The 16,506-nt window shown below is 75.3% G+C and carries 13 protein-coding genes and 1 pseudogene; 6 read left to right on the plus strand and 8 right to left on the minus strand.

The features are described from left to right. Positions 1–14: 14 nt before the first annotated feature. From FVA95_RS03755 to FVA95_RS03785, 7 genes are all read right to left on the minus strand, one after another. The gene (locus tag FVA95_RS03755) at positions 15–1,292 is read right to left on the minus strand and encodes an aldehyde dehydrogenase family protein (RefSeq protein WP_149662946.1); all 1,278 of its coding nucleotides are present in this window, start codon (positions 1,290–1,292) and stop codon (positions 15–17) included. Positions 1,293–1,383: 91 nt separating this feature from the next. Beyond that, entirely contained in the window at positions 1,384–2,145 is a 762-nt protein-coding gene (locus FVA95_RS03760; protein WP_149662947.1) for a class F sortase, read from the minus strand. Next, positions 2,142–3,017: a DUF4142 domain-containing protein gene (locus FVA95_RS03765; RefSeq protein ID WP_161992189.1), complete on the minus strand. Its 876-nt coding sequence runs from the start codon at positions 3,015–3,017 to the stop codon at positions 2,142–2,144. Before FVA95_RS03765 ends, FVA95_RS03760 begins: the two co-directional genes overlap by 4 nt. Positions 3,018–3,119: 102 nt before the next feature. Beyond that, positions 3,120–3,983 carry an exodeoxyribonuclease III gene (locus tag FVA95_RS03770; protein ID WP_149662949.1) on the minus strand — a complete coding sequence of 288 codons (864 nt, stop codon included), beginning with the start codon at positions 3,981–3,983 and terminating at the stop codon, positions 3,120–3,122. A 10-nt stretch (positions 3,984–3,993) separates the two neighbouring features. Further along, on the minus strand, positions 3,994–4,935 hold the full coding sequence (locus tag FVA95_RS03775) for a transketolase family protein (protein WP_149662950.1): 942 nt from the start codon (positions 4,933–4,935) through the stop codon (positions 3,994–3,996). Beyond that, on the minus strand, positions 4,932–5,624 hold the full coding sequence (locus FVA95_RS03780; protein WP_149662951.1) for a transketolase: 693 nt from the start codon (positions 5,622–5,624) through the stop codon (positions 4,932–4,934). The genes FVA95_RS03775 and FVA95_RS03780 overlap by 4 nt, the downstream gene beginning before the upstream one ends. 61 nt (positions 5,625–5,685) lie before the next feature. After that, complete coding sequence (locus tag FVA95_RS03785) at positions 5,686–6,684, minus strand: TrkA family potassium uptake protein (protein ID WP_226363087.1); 999 nt, start codon at positions 6,682–6,684, stop codon at positions 5,686–5,688. Between the two features lie 117 nt (positions 6,685–6,801). Between FVA95_RS03785 and FVA95_RS03790 the strand changes: the two genes are divergently transcribed. The 6 genes and pseudogenes from FVA95_RS03790 to FVA95_RS03815 all read left to right on the plus strand — a co-directional run bounded on the left by FVA95_RS03790 (position 6,802) and on the right by FVA95_RS03815 (position 12,920). Beyond that, positions 6,802–7,893 carry a sensor histidine kinase gene (locus FVA95_RS03790; RefSeq protein ID WP_240051250.1) on the plus strand — a complete coding sequence of 364 codons (1,092 nt, stop codon included), beginning with the start codon at positions 6,802–6,804 and terminating at the stop codon, positions 7,891–7,893. A 1-nt stretch (position 7,894) separates the two neighbouring features. Further along, positions 7,895–8,758: a LytTR family DNA-binding domain-containing protein gene (locus tag FVA95_RS03795; RefSeq protein WP_149662953.1), complete on the plus strand. Its 864-nt coding sequence runs from the start codon at positions 7,895–7,897 to the stop codon at positions 8,756–8,758. After that, positions 8,755–9,093: a hypothetical protein gene (locus FVA95_RS03800; RefSeq protein ID WP_149662954.1), complete on the plus strand. Its 339-nt coding sequence runs from the start codon at positions 8,755–8,757 to the stop codon at positions 9,091–9,093. The genes FVA95_RS03795 and FVA95_RS03800 overlap by 4 nt, the downstream gene beginning before the upstream one ends. Beyond that, a pseudogene (locus FVA95_RS03805) lies at positions 9,090–10,758 on the plus strand (cation acetate symporter). The gene FVA95_RS03800 and the pseudogene FVA95_RS03805 overlap by 4 nt, the downstream one beginning before the upstream one ends. Before the next feature lie 189 nt (positions 10,759–10,947). Then, positions 10,948–11,301, plus strand: coding sequence for a DUF485 domain-containing protein (locus FVA95_RS03810; protein ID WP_149662955.1), 354 nt, complete (start codon positions 10,948–10,950; stop codon positions 11,299–11,301). Next, the gene (locus tag FVA95_RS03815; protein ID WP_149662956.1) at positions 11,298–12,920 is read left to right on the plus strand and encodes a cation acetate symporter; all 1,623 of its coding nucleotides are present in this window, start codon (positions 11,298–11,300) and stop codon (positions 12,918–12,920) included. The genes FVA95_RS03810 and FVA95_RS03815 overlap by 4 nt, the downstream gene beginning before the upstream one ends. 185 nt (positions 12,921–13,105) lie before the next feature. Here FVA95_RS03815 and FVA95_RS03820 read toward each other — a convergent pair whose 3' ends face one another. Further along, the gene (locus tag FVA95_RS03820; RefSeq protein ID WP_149662957.1) at positions 13,106–16,483 is read right to left on the minus strand and encodes an ATP-dependent DNA helicase; all 3,378 of its coding nucleotides are present in this window, start codon (positions 16,481–16,483) and stop codon (positions 13,106–13,108) included. Positions 16,484–16,506: the final 23 nt, after the last annotated feature.

Below are 16,506 nucleotides of genomic sequence, written 5' to 3' on the forward strand. Positions count from 1 at the left end.
GACAACCTGCCCGGTCAGGCGTGCTCGGGCGGCAGGATCACGAACTGGCGCAGCCCGAGGTCGCGGTAGGTGACCGGGCCGCGCGGGCCGGGCGTGTGGTCGACGTTGATGCCGGTCTCGGGCAGCCCGAGCAGCTTGTAGCCGTCGAGGAGCCGCGACGGCGCGTTCCAGAACACCCCGGTGCCGGTGTAGCGGTCGATGAAGCGCCGGGCGACCTGCTCGTCGGCGGCGCAGATCGTCGCGGCCAGGCCGGAGGTCTCCCGGGTTGCGGTGTCGGCGGCGTCGTCCGGCCCGTCGACGACGGCGACGGTCACGTGCGCCTCCGCCCCGGAGTCCAGGGCCCACTCGTGGCCGAGCGGGTGGTCGTGCGGGGGCAGCGACAGCGCGACGCCGCGGGCGTCGAGGGCGGCCTTCGCGACCGGCAGCAGGGTGTCGTAGACGGGCCGGTCGATGAGCAGCAGGTTCAGCCGGTTGCAGACGCCGAGCCGGTCGGTCGAGTCGGTGACCAGCCGCGTGACGTCGGCCTCGGTGGCGCTGGCGTCGAGGTAGAGCACCCCGCCGCCGTCGGCGTGGGCGAGCACCCGGGTGCCCGCGGTCGCACCGAGCACCGACAGCTTGCGGGTGACGTCCCCGGACCCGCGGACGACGACCAGCGGCACCAGGTCGGGCAGCCCGACCAGCGCCTCGGCGCCGGCGTGGCCGGGCAGCGGGACGAGCTGGACGGCGGCCTCGGGGAGCCCGGCGTCGGCCAGTGCGGGGCGCAGCACCTGCTCGACGAGTGCGGTGGCGCTGCCGAGCGCGGCCGACCCGGTGCGCAGGACGGCGGCGCTGCGGGCCTTGAGGACCTGCGAGGCGACGTCCACCGTCACGTTCGGTCGGGCCTCGAACACCGCGCCGATGACGCCGACCGGGATGCGTCGCTCGAACACCCGCTCGCCGGTCTCCAGCGTGCGGACCGGCCACTCGGTGGGCGGCTCGGGGGTCGCGGCGAGCACCTCGAGCTGGGTGGCGATGCCGGCGAGCCGCTCGGGGTCCAGCCGCAGCCGGTCGAGCAGACCCGCGGCCATGCCGTTCCGCTCGGCCGTCGCGACGTCGGCGGCGTTGACCTCGAGCAGCTCGTGCGCGCGGTCCCGGATCAGCGACGCGGCGGCGCGCAGGGCGTCGTCGATCCGGCCCTCGCCCGCCGCGCGGACGGCCGGGGCGGCGGCCCGGGCGCGCTGCGCGGCCTCACGGACGGCGGCGTACTCCGGTGCCTCGGTCGTCTCCTGCGGGGCGGTCACGGTGCTGCTCACGCAGGTCAGGGTAGGCGGTCGCCGGCGAGGGGCCGACCGGGTATCCGTGAGACCGCTCTGCTCACCGTGACGCAGCAGGGCCGGCGGCGGGTCAGGGCTCCGGGACGGCGTAGACGACGATGTTCGACTCGTAGCTCCGTGCGGCCGGGTCGAACACCCCGCCACAGGTGATCAGGACGAGCTGCGGGTCGCCGTCGCGGCGGAACACCTCGCGGGGCAGGTCGTGCTTGCCGTACTCGCGACGCGCGACGACCCGGTAGCCGGCGGTGCGGCCGTCGGCACCCCGGACGACGACCGGCTCGCCCACCACGAGCTGCGGCAGCACCGACAGGAACCCGATGCCCTGGGTGCGCGAGTCGACGTGGCCGGCGATCACGGCGCTCCCGGTCGTGCCGCCCGGCAGGACGCCGGGTGCCCACCAGCCGACCGTGCGCACCTGCTCGGGGACGACCATCCCGCCGTCCGGGGCGGTGCCGACCGCGTCGACGGGTGCGGCCAGGCCGCGCGCGGGGAGCTCCAGGACCGTCGGGACGACCGGCGGCGACGCGGCGCCGGGCTCGGCCGCGGGGCGCGGGAAGACCGCCGAGACGGTCCACGGCTCGCGCGGCGCGATCGGGGCCCCGGGTACCGCGACCGGGTCGGGCGGCGCCAGGACCGGCAGTACCCGGGCCGCCGGCACCGCACGCGTCGCGGCGGTGGGTTCCGTGGGGACCGCGCCGAGGTCGCTCGCCTCCACGCGGGTGTCACCGCCGAGCGCGAGACCGGCGCCGGAGCCCAGCAGGGCGACGCCGAGGAGCAGCAGCGCGACCGCTCCCCGGACGCCCCCGGCCGGGCGCCAGCGCCGACGGGTCACGCGCGGGCGCGACGCAGCCGGACGGCGCCGGCGACGAGCAGCAGCAGCCCGGCACCGCCGAGCGCGACCGGCAGCGCGACGTCGGACGCCGACGCCGCCTGGCCGCCGGTGCCGGCGTCGACGGCGGGCGAGCCGGAACCGGAGGCGGAGCCGTTGCCGGCCCCGTTGCCAGAGCCGTTGCCGGACCCGTTGCCGGACCCGTCGCCGGGCGCGGTCCCGTTTCCGGCGTTCCCGTCGGCGCCGGAGCCGTTCCCGTCGGCATTGCCCGAGCCCGAGCCCGGGGTCGTGGCGCCGGCCTCGGCCGCGGCCTGGTCCAGCTTGGTCTTCAGCTCACCCAGGTTCGTCAGCTGCGCCCGGGCCTGGTCGAGCTGCTCCGGCGGCAGGCCGGGCACGTTCAGCAGCTGCTGGGCCTGGTCGCTGAGCGCTCCGACCTGGGCCTGCGCGGCCTGCAGCCAGCCCTGGTCGAACTGCTCATCGGTGCGGGCCTTCAGGTCGTCGACCTGGGCCTGGATCTCCGGGGAGACCTGGTCGGGCAGCGAGACGCCGATCGCCGACGCCAGGCCCCGCAGCTTGTCGTTGAGCTGCTGGCCCTCGCCCTGCACCTGCGGCGCGAGCTCCTTGACCGTGTTCCCGACCCCCTGCTCCAGGCCGATGCCGCCGAGCGCGGCGAGCCCGAGGGCCTTCTGGTGGGCGTCGCCGAACGCCTGGCGCGGGTCACCGACGCCCGGGACCTGCGGCAGGTTGTCCGGCAGGTTCGGCACCTGCGGCGTCTCGCCACCACAGGCGGTCAGTCCGACGAGCGCGGCCGCGGCGACGGCGGCACCGACGGTGCGGCTGATCCGGCGCGGGCTGGTCATGGTCCTACGCGTCATGCGAGTCATCCCCCGGGAGTCACTGCTAGGCCTTATGGGCTATCGCCCTACCCCATGTGGCGCAGCTCCAACCGCGCGGCGGACCCAGCGGGCGGCGAGTGGCTATCGCCGACGGCTGAGCGGCGCAGGGGCCGACGGCGGCGGGACGACCGGTCCGACGTCGCCGTCGGGGGCCTCGTCCAGGTCCAGGACGACAGGGGCGTGGTCGCTGGGCAACTTCCCCTTGCGTGCCTTGCGGTCCACCCACACCGCGGCGCGCCGGTCGGCCGGGCCCGGTCCGGCCAGCACGAGGTCGATCCGCATCCCCTGGTCCTGGTGGAAGCGGCCGGCCCGGTAGTCCCAGTAGCTGAACACCCGCTCGTCGGGCCAGCGCTCGCGCAGGACGTCGCGCAGCCCGGTCCCGAGCAGCGCGGCGAGCGCGGCGCGCTCGTCGGGGGTGACGTGGGTGGCGCCGTCGAACAGGGACCGGTCCCACACGTCGTCGTCGGTGGGGGCGATGTTGACGTCCCCGGCCACCACCGTCGAGTCCGGGTCGCCAGCCGCGACCTGGTCGCGCAGCGCGGCGAGCCAGCGCAGCTTGTAGGCGTAGTGCGGGTCCTCCGGGCTGCGGCCGTTCGGCACGTACACCGAGGTGACCCGCAGTCCGCCGCAGGTCGCGGTGACGGCGCGCGCGTCCGGCTCGGCGAGCCCGCCCTCGGTGAAGACGGGCTCGTCGGGCAGGCCGCGCACGACGTCGTCGAGCCCCACCCGCGACAGCAGGGCGACACCGTTCCACCGGCCCTGGCCGTGGTGCGCCCACGCGTAGCCGCGCTCGGCAAGGGCCTCGTCGAAGCTCGCGGCGAAGTCGTCGTCGGAGAGCTTGGTCTCCTGAAGGCAGACGATGTCGGGTTCCCGTTCGTCGAGCCACGGCAGCAGCCGGGGCAGCCGGGACTTCGCGGAGTTCACGTTCCAGGTCGCCAGACGCACGGCCCCGACCCTACGAGAGGAAGCGCGTCACCGATCGCCGGATGCCCGCGACGTCCAGGCCGTGGGCGGCGTCGTGGTCGTCCGGGCTGCCGTAGCGGCGCAGCTCGGCCGCGCCGACCCCGAGTCCGAGCACCCGGTGCCGCACGTCGCGCAGCGCCTCGGCCACCGGCCGCACCGAGGTCCCGGCCAGGTAGGGCTCGACGAGCACGACGTCCGGCTCCGACAGCGTGGCGCGCACCGTCGCCGTGTCGAACGGGCGCACCGTGGGCGCGTAGAGCACGGTCACGTCGAGCCCCTCGACGGCGGCGAGCGTCCGGTCCGCCAGCGGCCCGACGGCGACGACCGTCCCCCGGCCCCCGCGGCGCAGCACCGTCATCGACGGCCCGGTGCCGTACGGCCGCGCGTTGGACGCGCCCGACAGCCGGAGGTAGACCCGGTCGTCGCCGGGCAGGGCGGCGCGCAGCTGCGCCTCGGCCTCGTCGGCGTGCCCGGGCACGTGCACGGTCCAGCCCTCGAGGGTGTCGAGCAGCGGCACGTCGCGCGGGCCGAAGTGGGTCTCCCCCGCGCCCGCCATGTCGTAGGACCCGCCGGCCGACACCAGCACCGCACCGACGCCCTGGTGGCCGAGGTCGAGCTTGAGCTGCTCGTACGGCCGCTCGACGAGGAACGGCGCGAAGGTGTGGACGACCGGGCGCATCCCGGCCAGCGCGAGCCCGCCGGCGGCGGAGACGAGCAGCTGCTCGCGGATGCCGAGGTTGATCACTCGGTCGGCGACGGCGGCCGGTGCGTCGATGTAGCCGGCGCCGATGTCGGCCAGCAGCGCGACGGCCCGCGGGTCGGACGCGAGCAGCTCCGGCAGCAGGCCGTAGAAGCGCTCCCGCAGGTCGGGCGGGGTCGCGGGCTCGGAGGTGGTGGCGTTCTGCGTATCGGTGAGCAGAGCAAAGCCGGTCATCGGGCACTCCCCTTCGGCTCGACGTGGGCGACGACCGCGAGCGGCCGGTCGGCGTGGTCGGTGCGGAACGCCCGCTCCAGCGCGTCGTGGTCGCGGCCGTCGGCGTCGACGGTCGCCCACCCCTCGACCGCGAAGCGCGCGGCGATCCCGCCGGGCCAGCCGTGCGAGGCCGAGCTGTTGTCGACGACGACCGCGGTCAGCCCGGCGAGGCCGACCCGGCCGGCGTACTGGACGGCCTCCGTGTTGGCCCCCTCGTCGAACTCGGCGTCGCCGAGCAGCACGACGGTGCGTGCGTCGCGCCCGGCCAGCCGCAGCCCGAGCGCGGTGCCGACGGCCAGGCCGAGCCCGTGCCCGAGCGAGCCGGAGGAGATCTCGACGCCGGACACGAGGGTGCGGTCGGGGTGGTGGCCGAGGTTCGAGTCGAACGCGGCGAACCGGTCGAACGTCGCGGGGTCGAGGAAGCCGCGGGCGGCGAGAACGGCGTAGAGCGCCATCGGGCCGTGCCCCTTGGAGATCAGGAGCCGGTCGCGGTCGGGGTCGTCCGGATGCTGCGGGTCGACGCGCAGGATGCGGTCGTAGAGGACCCAGAGGACGTCGAGGGTGGAGGTCGCGGCGGCCTCGTGCTTCTCGTCGCCGGTCAACCGGGTCATCAGCCCGGCAAGGTCGGTGTAGCCGGTCGGTGATCGCATGGTCACCACCGTGCGACCTGAAGTCCGATTCAGGTCAAGGGGCCGATTCAGGTCGAGGGGTCTACTCCTCGTCCGGCGGGGTGGCCTTGCGGACGTAGAGCAGCTGGTCGCCGCGCTCGAGCGCGTCGACGGCGGCGGAGTCCACCCGGTGGAGCTGCTCGCCGCGCACCACGCCGAGCACGATGTCGGGCAGGTGCCGCGGCGAGCCGCCGACCTCGGTCGGCTCGACCTGGCGCTGGGAGATCGCGAAGCCGGCGTCCGGGGTGAGCAGGTCCTCCACCACCTCGACGACCGCGGGCGAGCGGGTCGCGACGCCCAGCAGCCGGCCGGCCGTCTCGTCGGACACGATGACCGAGCTGGCACCGGACTGGCGGAGCAGGTGCACGTTCTCCGCCTCGCGCACCGCGGCGACGATCGAGATGGACTTGGACAGCTCGCGGGCGGTCAGGGTGACCAGCACCGCGGTGTCGTCGCGGTCCAGGGCGACGACCAGCGTCGTCGCCAGCTGCACCCCGGCGATGCGCAGCACCGCGGACCGGGTCGCGTTGCCGGACACGGTGACCAGCCCCAGCCCCGACGCCACGTCCAGCCGCGCCCGGTCGGTGTCGACGACGACGATCTTCCCGGGGTCCACGTCGTCGCCCAGCAGCGTTTCCACCGCCGCGCGACCCTTGGTGCCGTAGCCGACGACGACGATGTGCTCGCGCACGCGCGACCTCCAGCGCTGGATTCGGAACGACTGCCGCGACCGCTCGGTGAGCAGCTCGACGGTCGTGCCGACGAGGACGATCAGGAACAGCACCCGCAACGGGGTGATCACCGCGATGTTGATGCCGCGGGCCATCGGGCTGACCGGGACGATGTCGCCGTAGCCGGTCGTCGACAGCGACACCGTCGCGTAGTAGAGGGCGTCGAGCAGCGAGATCTCGCCCGCGCCGTTGTTGTCGAGGTAGCCGTCGCGCCCGAAGAAGACGATCAACGTCGTCGCGCCGAGCGCGAACACCGCGATCACCAGGCGGGTCATCAGCGAGCGCACCGGACCCGACCGCGTGTCCGGCATCCGCAGCGCACCCTCGACCTGCGGGTCGAGTGCGCTGAGCCGGGTGGAGCCGATCACCTGCGCAGGCTAGCGCCCAGGTCGCGCCGCACCGACCGCACGGGCCCTATCCTCACTCAGGTGTCGGCCGACGGGGACCACGAACGTGCGACGCCGACCGCGCGCACGTCGCTGCGTCCGCGGCTGAGCGCACGCCGGTTCCGCGGTGCCGCCGCACCGGGGCCGGACCCGACCGAGACGCTCGAGACGGGCGTCGCGGTGGCCGCGGGCCTGCGCGAACCGGCCGGGTCCCCCGCCGCGACCGAGGCGTTGCGCCGGCTCGCCGGGCTCTGCGGTGCCGACGCCGCGGGCCTGGTCCGGCCCGGCCTGCCCGACTCCTGGTGGGGCCCCGGCCGCGCGGACGGCCTCGCGCTCGCCGGACGGACCCGCGGGCGACGGCTCACCGAGGCCGGCCGCACCGCACTGCCCGTCGGCGACGGGTCGGTGCTCGTCCTGGCCGGTGAGGTCGGGTCCGCCGCCGCCCGCCGGGCCGCCGCCTTCGTCGCCGACGCCCTCGAACGCGCCCGCCTCGCCGACGGCGAGGCCGAGGCCGAGGCCGCCCGGCTGCGCGCGCTGCGGGCCCAGATCTCGCCGCACTTCGTCTACAACGCGCTCACCACGATCGCCTCGTTCGTCCGCTCGGACCCGGCGCGCGCCCGCGACCTGCTGGAGACCTTCGCCGAGTTCATCCGGCACTCGCTGGCCGCACGCGGCGACTACGTGCCGCTGGCCGGGGAGTTCCGGTCCGTCGAGGCCTACCTGACCCTCGCCCGCGCGGTCCTCGGCGAGCGGCTGCGGGTGCAGGTACGGGTGGCGCCCGAGGTGTTGCCGGTCCCGGTCCCGGTGCTGGCGCTGCAGCCGCTGGTGGAGAACGCGGTGCAGCACGGCGTCGAGCGCTCCGCCGACGGCGGGCTGGTGCAGGTCAGCGGCGAGGCCGAGGGGGACGTCTGCGTCATCACCGTCGACGACGACGGTCCGGGCATGAGCCCCGAGCACGCCCGCGACGTCCTGGCCGGGACCGCCGAGGGGGCCGGGCTGGCGCTGGTGAACGTCGACCGCAGGCTGCGCGCGGTCTACGGCCCCGACCACGGCCTGGTCATCGAGACCGCGCCCGGCGCGGGCACCCGGATCGTGCTGCGGATCCCGCGGTTCCAGCCCGGGGTGGTGATCTGAGGTGGCCCCCTCCGCCGCGCCGCTGCGGGTGCTCGCCGTCGACGACGTCGCCCCCGCCCTCGACGAGATCTGCGCGCTGCTGGCCGACGCGCCCGACGTCGGCGAGGTCGCCCGCGCCGGTGGCGCGGTCGAGGCGCTGCGCGCGATCCCCACCGGCCGGTTCGACGCCGTCTTCCTCGACATCACCATGCCCGGGATGGACGGCCTCGAGCTCGGCGGTGTGCTGGCCGCGATGGCCACCCCACCGGAGATCGTCTTCGTGACGGCGTTCGAGGAGCACGCCGTCGCCGCGTACGGCCTCGGCGCCGTCGACTACCTGCTCAAGCCGGTCGGCGCGGACCGGCTCGCCGACGCGCTCGGCCGGGTGCACCGGGCCCGGGCGGGCCGCTCGGCCGCTCGGCCGGGCGCCACCGGTGCGCGCTCTCCGGAGCCGCCGGGGCCCGCGCTGCCCCGTGTCGACGAGCTCGCGGTGCTGCCGGTGGAGGCCGCCGGGCGCAGCCGCTACGTCCGCCGCGAGGACGTCCGCTTCGTCGAGGCCCACGGCGACTACGTGCGGCTGCACCTGCCCGAGGGCTCGCACCTGGTGCGGATCCCGCTGTCGCGGCTGGAGGAGCACTGGGACCCGCACAGCTTCGTCCGGGTGCACCGCAGCTTCCTGCTGCACCTGCCCGCGGTCCGCGAGCTGCGCAGCGACGCCGGCGGCGGTCTCCTCGCCCACACCGACGCCGGTGACGTGCCGGTCAGCCGTCGCCACGCCCGGGACCTGCGCGACCAGCTGCTCGCCGCGGCCACCTCCGGGGCACTCGACGGCCACCGCGCCCCCGACGGCGGCGACGGCCAGGGAAGCGGCCGGGGGCGGCCGTGAGCTCCCGCCCGCGCCGGGTCGCGGTCAGCGCACCGCCCGAGCGGGCCACGGCCGTACCGCGCCCGCAGCCGGCCGCGACGCTCGACCCGGGGCTGGCCGAGCGGGCCCGCGGTCTGCGCCGGGTCCAGCTGCGCCGGGCCGTGGTCACCCTGGCCTGCGCCGCGGTGCTGCTGTTCGGGCTGCCGGTGCTGCTGCGGGTCGCGCCGGACCTTGCCCGGTGGCGGGTCGGCGGGCTCCCCCTGGGCTGGATCGCGGTCGCCTGGCTGCCGTACCCGCTGCTCGGTCTGCTGGCCTGGTGGCACCTGCGCCGGGCCGAACGCGCGGAACGCCCGTGACGGCCGCCGCGGTCGTCGCCCTGCTGCTGGTCACGGTGCTGATCGGGGCACGTGGCGTCGCGGCGATGCGGACCACCTCGGACTTCCTCGTCGCGTCCCGGCGGACCTCGCCGATGCTCAACGCGGCCGCGGTCTCCGGGGAGTACCTGTCGGCGGCCTCGTTCCTCGGCGTCGCCGGGCTGGTGATCAAGGAGGGGACCGGGGCGCTCTGGTACCCGGTCGGGTTCGCCGCGGGCTATCTGCTGATGCTCGCGCTGGTCGCCGCTCCGATGCGCCGCTCCGGCGCACTGACCGTGCCCGGGTTCGCCGAGGCCCGCCTCGGGTCGCGGTCGCTGCGCCGGTTCTGCGCGGTGGTCGTCGTGGTGATCGCGGTCCTCTACCTGGTGCCACAGATCGTAGCGGCCGGGCAGCTGCTGACGCTGGTCTCCGGCGTCGACTACTGGGTCGGGGTCGTGGTGTCCGGGCTCGCCGTCGGGCTGACCCTGGCACTGGGCGGGATGCGCGCGGCCACCTACGTGCAGGCCGTTCCAGTTCGCGCTCAAGCTGCTGCTGTTCGCCGGGCCCGCGATCTGGCTGCTGCTGCTCGCGGGCCCGCAGCTGCGGGCCGACATGGCCGCCCCGCCGGAGTTCACCCGGTTCACCGCCGCGACCCCGGTCGACTTCCGGCTCGACACCGAGCTGGTGCTGACCGAGCCGACCGTCGTGGTCGTCGACGGGGCGCCGGTCCCGCTCGCCCCCGGCCCGCACCACGCCGCCGCCGACTCCGTCTGGGTCTTCCCCGACGGCGCCGCGGTGCCCGAGCTGGGTGGCGACCACGCGTCGCTGCCGGTGCCCGGCGGCGCCGAGTGGGCGCTGCCGCTGCTCGGCGCCGCCGACACCTCGCCGCTGCTGACGACCTGGTCGGTGCTGGTCGCGACGGCGTTGGGGACGATGGGGCTGCCGCACATCATCGTGCGGTTCCACACCAGCCCGGACGGGCGCGGGGCCCGGCGGACCGCGGCGATCACCGTCGCGATGCTCGGCGCGTTCTACCTGTTCCCGATCGTCTACGGGCTCCTCGGCACGGTGCTCACCCCGGAGCTGTACCTCTCGCAGGGCACCGACACCGCGATCGTCACGCTGCCCGGGCGGGTCACCGGCGGCGGCACCGCGGCGGTACTGACCGCGATGCTCACCGCGGGCGCCTTCGCCGCGTTCCTGGCCACCTCGCTCGGGCTGCTCCTCGCCCTGTCCGGCGCGCTCGCGCACGACCTCATGCCCTCGGGGCTGCGCCGGCTGCGGCTGACCGCGCTGGCCGCGTCGGCGGCCGTGGTACCGGCGGCCCTGCTGATGGTGCGCGTCGACGTCAGTGCGGCGGTGACCTCGGCGTTCACCGTCGCGGCGTCGACGTTCTGCCCGCTGCTGGTGCTGGGCCTGTGGTGGAAGGGGCTCACCGCGCGGGGCGCCTACGCCGGGATGGTCACCGGGCTCCTCGCGACGCTCGGCTCGATGGCACTGGGTGCCGCGCTCGGGCTCGGCGGGACGGCGGGGATGCTGCTCGCCCAGCCGGCGCTGTGGTCGGTGCCCTGCGCGTTCCTCGTCATGATCGCAGTGTCACTGGGCGATCACGCTCCGTCGGACGCGGAAGCTACGATGCTACGGCTCCATCTGGCCGATCGAGAGTGAGCGCTTTAGCGTAGCGGCGACATCGTCGTCAAGACCGCTCGTCGTCCGGTGCCGCGCTCGATCGTCCGGTCGTCGGCCGCTTGCATCTTGGGTCGCCCGGAGCGTGCGTGTGGGGTTCCGCACACGGCCCGAAGGCCCTTTCCTGGGTCCGGTCCCGTGGCCGTGCGTGGCTTGTGCAAGGAGGCATACGTGAGTACGACCGAGTCCGACGAGCAGCCCGGCGATCCGACGCCGGGCGCTCCCGACTGGGCCGCCGCACAGGCGAGCCCCGACTTCCAGGAGCTGCGCAGGCGGTTGCGCGGGTTCGTGTTCCCGGTGACCGCAGGGTTCCTGGGCTGGTACCTGCTGTACGTGCTGCTCGCGAGCTTCGCGACGGACTTCATGGCCACCCCGGTGCTCGGCAACATCAACCTGGGGCTGATCCTCGGGCTGCTGCAGTTCGTGTCGACCTTCGCGATCACGGTGGTCTACATCCGCTATGCCGACCGCGTGCTCGACCCACTGTCGTCGAAGCTCCGCGGCGAGATCGAGGGGACCCGATGAGCACGACAGTCCTGGCGGCGACGGCGGACAGCAACCCCGCCCTCAACATCTCGATCTTCCTGGCGTTCGTCGTCGTGACGCTGGGGATCGTGTTCTACGTCAACAACCGGCACGCGAAGAAGACCGCGGCCGACTTCTACACCGCGGGCGGCGGCTTCTCCGGCACCCAGAACGGGTTCGCGATCGCCGGTGACTACCTGTCGGCGGCGTCGTTCCTGGGGATCGCGGGTGCCATCGCGATCAACGGCTACGACGGCTTCCTCTACTCGATCGGGTTCCTGGTCGCGTGGCTGGTCGCGCTGCTGCTGGTGGCGGAGCTGATGCGCAACACCGGCCGCTTCACCATGGGCGACGTCCTGGCGTTCCGGATGAAGCAGCGCCCGATCCGCGCCGCGGCGGCCACCTCGACGCTCGCGGTGTCGTTCTTCTACCTGCTCGCGCAGATGGCCGGCGCCGGTGCGCTGGTGTCGCTGCTGCTCGGCATCTCCGGCGCCTTCGCCCAGGGTGTCGTGATCGCCGTCGTCGGCGTCGTGATGATCGCCTACGTGCTGATCGGCGGCATGCGCGGCACCACCTGGGTGCAGATGATCAAGGCGGTGCTGCTGATCACCGGCGCGCTGGTCATGACGATCTGGGCGCTGTCGCTGTTCGGCTTCAACTTCTCGGCGATCATGCAGGCCGCCGCGGACGGCTCGCCCAAGGGCGAGGGCCTGTTCGCCCCCGGCCAGCAGTACGGCAAGTCGCTGACCTCGAAGATCGACTTCATCTCGCTCGGCATCGCACTGGTGCTCGGCACCGCGGGCCTGCCGCACGTGCTGATGCGCTTCTACACCGTGCCCACGGCCAAGGAGGCCCGCCGCTCGGTCGAGGTCGCGATCTGGCTGATCGGCCTGTTCTACCTGTTCACGCTGGTCATCGGCTTCGCGGCCGGTGCACTGGTCGGGCCGGAGGCGATCAACAACGCGCCGGGCAAGGTGAACTCGGCGGCGCCGCTGCTGGCCGCCGCGCTGGGCGGCCCGGTGCTGCTGGGGATCATCGCCGCGATCGCGTTCGCGACGATCCTGGCGGTCGTCGCCGGTCTGACGATCACCGCGTCGGCGTCGTTCGCGCACGACGTCTACATCAACGTGATCAAGCGCGGGAACGTCGAGGACACCGAGGCCACCCAGGTCCGGGTCGCCCGCCGCACCGCGATCGTGATCGGCATCGTGGCGATCGTCGGCGGCATCCTGGCCAAGGACCAGAACGTGGCGTTCCTCGTCGCCCTGGCCTTCGCCGTCGCGGCGTCGGCGAACCTGCCGACGATCCTGTACTCGCTGTTCTGGAAGCGGTTCAACACGACCGGCGGCCTGTACTCGATCTACGGCGGACTGATCAGCACCCTGGTGCTGATCGTGTTCTCGCCGGTCGTCTCGGGGTCCGAGACCTCGATCTTCCCGGACGGGAACTTCGCCTGGTTCCCGCTGGCGAACCCCGGTCTGGTCTCGATCCCGCTGTCGTTCCTGCTCGGTGTGGTCGGTACCTACATCGGGCAGAAGCGCCACGACGGCAGCAAGTACGCCGAGATGGAGGTCCGGTCCCTGACCGGTGCCGGCATCGCCAAGGCCGAGGCACACTGACAGGCCACACCGACCCGAACCACCCCACGCGCCGAGCCCGCGTCCCCGTCACCGGGGGCGCGGGCTCTCCGCTGTCCGGGGCTGGGGCCGGCGTCCGCACCCCGCGCCCGGCCCCGGTGCCGATGCCGATGCCGATGCCGATGCCACGAGACGGTGCCGCGCGACGGTCCGCGGTGGGACCGTGACTACGGCTCGGCGGGGGCCGTCGGCACCCCGGCGACGAGGTCGTGCAGCGCGCGGGCGTCGAGCAGGTCCGCCGGGCGCAGGGTGACGCCCTCGCGGACGTAGTGGAACGCCGCCCGCACCCGGTCGGGCTCGACGTCCTGCAGCGCCGCCCACGCCAGCCGGTACGCGGCCAGCTGCACCCCGACCGCCTGCCTCCGGTCCTCGGCGGGCAGGCCGCCGGTCTTCCAGTCCACGACCGTCCAGCCCCCGTCGGGGTCGGCGAACACCGCGTCCATTCGGCCCCGCACGGCGACCCCGGCCAGCACCGTCTCGAACGACACCTCGACCTCGACCGGCCGGCGGTCCGCCCACTCCGACGCCTCGAACGCCGCCTGCAGCTCGGCGAGCTCGGTCGCGTCGGCCTCCGAGGACACCGACTCGTCGGCGGCGCCGGGCAGCTCGTCGATGTCCAGCAGGCGTTCCGCGCCGAAGCGCTGCTCCAGCCAGGCGTGGAAGGCGGTGCCGCGGCGGGCGTGCGGATTGGGCGGCATCGGCACCGGACGGCGCAGGCGGACGGCGAGCGCGTCCGGGTCGTCGGCGAGCTCGACGAGCCGGCTCACCGACAGCCGCCCGGGCAGCGACACCGTGGGCCGCTGGGCGGCCGCGGCCCGCTCCGCGAGCAGGACGTCGACGTCGGCTGCCCAGCCCTCGGGATCCCCCTCCGCGTCGACCACGCCGGCCCCGGACTCCGGGTCGGGGGCCGGGGGCAGCTCGAGTGCGAGCTGGTCGGTCTGCGCGGCGCGGCGCGGCCGCTTCGGGCGCCGGGCGCGCAGCGCGGCGCGGACCAGCTCGGCCCCGGAGCGCACGTCGTCGGCGCGGTCGCCGAACGGGTCCGGCGGCCACTGCGCGGTCCGTTCGACGCCGAGCGCCGGGTTCCCGGCGTCGACCTCGGGCGGGGGCGCCCACTGCTCCAGCACGCCGACCTCGGAGCCGCCGGGCCCCTCCAGGATCTCGGCGAGTTCGGTCAGGAACACCGACGGCTCCTTCGGCCGCTCCCCCGTCGCGGGCCAGCGGTGCCCGGACACCAGCAGCACCCGTTCGGACCGGGTGAGCGCGACGTAGAACAGCCGGCGCTCCTCGGCGAGGCGGCGCTCGTCGAGGGCGTCGTCGTGGTCGTCGAGCGCGGTCTCGACCTGCTTGCGGTCGGCACCCGGAGGGGGCAGGTGCAGACCGGGCAGGTCGTCGGCGTCGCCGCGCAGCGGCACCGGCAGCGCGGCCGGGTCCTTCAGCCAGGACCCGGACATCTTGCGACCGGGGAAGACCTGGGAGACCAGGTGCGGGACGGCGACGACCTCCCACTCCAGCCCCTTCGCGGCGTGCACGGTCAGGATCTGCACCCGGTCCGGGGCGACCTCCACCTCGCCGGGGGTCAGCCCCTCCTCCGCCTGCTCGGCGGTCTCCAGGTAGTCGAGCAGGCCCGGGAGCGACGGCACGTCCGCGCCGGCGGCGAAGTCGGCGACGACGTCGGCGAACGCGTCGAGGTGCGCGCGGCCGGTGGGGCCGGGACGGGCCGCCGTCTCGACGTCGAGGAGCAGGGTCCGCTCCACGTCGGCGACCAGGTCGGTCAGCGGGACCGCGGTGCGGGCGCGCAGCTGGGCGAGCTCGCGGCCGATGCGCCGGACCCGGTCGAACCCGGCCGGGGAGTAGCGCTCCGGGCCGCCCGGATCGTCGAGCGCGTCGACGAGACCGGCCTGCTCGGCCTGCTCACCGGGCAGCGCCCCCAGCGCCAGGTCGGCGGCCGACAGCGGCCCGGGGCGCGCCGGGCGGTGCGGGACGAGCTCGCGGGCGCGCTGCCACAGCGCGGCCAGGTCGGCGATCCCGAGCCGCCACCGGGGCCCGGTGAGCAGCCGTACGGCGGCCGGCCCGGCGAGCGGGTCGGACACCACCCGCAGCGCGGAGACGAGGTCGCGGACCTCGGGGGTGGACAGCAGCCCACCGAGCCCGACGACCTCCACCGGGACCCGCCGGTCACGCAGCGCGGCGGCGAGTGCGTCCATGTCGGAGCGGCGCCGGACCAGCACCGCGGCGGTGGGCGGGGTGCCGTCGGCGTGGCCGGCGTGCCAGAGGTCGGCGATGCCGTCGGCGGTCCAGGCGACCTCGGCCGCGACGTCGGGCAGCAGGGCGGCCCGCACGTCGCCGGGGCCCGCGCCGTCGAGCGGGCGCAGCTCCCCCACCCGGACGGTGCCGGGCGCGGTCCGCAGCGGCTCGGAGACCCGGTTGGCCAGCACGAGCACCTCGGCCGGGTTCCGGAAGCTGGTGAGCAGGCCGTGCACGGGGGCGGGGTCGCCGCCCGCGGCGGGGAAGTCGGTGCGGAAGCGCGCCAGGTTCCCGGCACTCGCGCCGCGCCAGCCGTAGATCGACTGGCAGGGGTCGCCGACCGCGGTGACCGAGCGGTACTCCGGGTCGTCGCCGGGCTCCGGGGCGAGCCCCGGCGGCACGCCGAACAGCGCGCGGAGCAGCACCCGCTGGGCGTGCCCGGTGTCCTGGTACTCGTCGAGCAGCACCGCCCGGTACTGGGCACGCTCGATCCGCCCGACCTCCGGGTCGGCCTCGGCGATGCGGGCCGCGAGTGCCATCTGGTCGGCGAAGTCCATGGCCTGTTCGGCCTGCTTGCGCCGGGCGAACTCCTCGACCAGCGGCAGCAGCTCGCACCGCATCCGCTGCGCGGCGATGCGGGCCTTGTACCCGGACGAGGGTTCGGCGCGCTGCCGCTTGCCGGGCGGGGCGTGCTGCAGCACCGGCAGCATCCGCTCGGCGAGGCGCCGCACCTGGTCCGGCTCGACGAGGTGCTCCCCCAGCTCCCCGGCCAGGGAGAGCAGGTAGCCGGTGACGGTCGCGGGCACCCGGTCGATCTCCAGGTCCGCGGCCCAGGTGGAGACGACGCGGTGGGCCAGCTGCCAGGCCGCGGTCGGGCCGAGCAGCCGGGCGGCGGGCTCGGCGGGCAGCCGCAGCGCGTGCTCGCCGACCAGGCGCCCGGCGTAGGCGTGGTAGGTGGCGACGGTCGGCTCGCCCGCCAGCAGCGCGGCGCGCCGGGCGCCCGACGGGTCCAGGTCGTCGAGCAGCCGGGCCCCGGCGAGGCGGCGCAACCGGGAGCGGACGCGGGTGCCCAGCTGCTGCGCGGCCTTGCGCGTGAAGGTCAGCCCGAGGACCTGCTCGGGCAGCACCCGGCCGGTCGCGACGAGCCAGACGACGCGGGCCGCCATGGTCTCGGTCTTGCCGGCCCCCGCCCCGGCGACGACGAGCGCGGGCCCGGCGGGCGCGGCGATGACCGCGGCCTGCTCCTCGGTCGGCGGGTGCAGACCGAGCGCACGTGCCAGCTCGGCGGGGGTGGGGTCCACGGGGACCGTTCTACCCGGCCCCA

Origin of the sequence: Pseudonocardia sp. EV170527-09 (assembly GCF_008369905.1) — a bacterium.
Taxonomy (GTDB): Bacteria; Actinomycetota; Actinomycetes; order Mycobacteriales; family Pseudonocardiaceae; genus Pseudonocardia.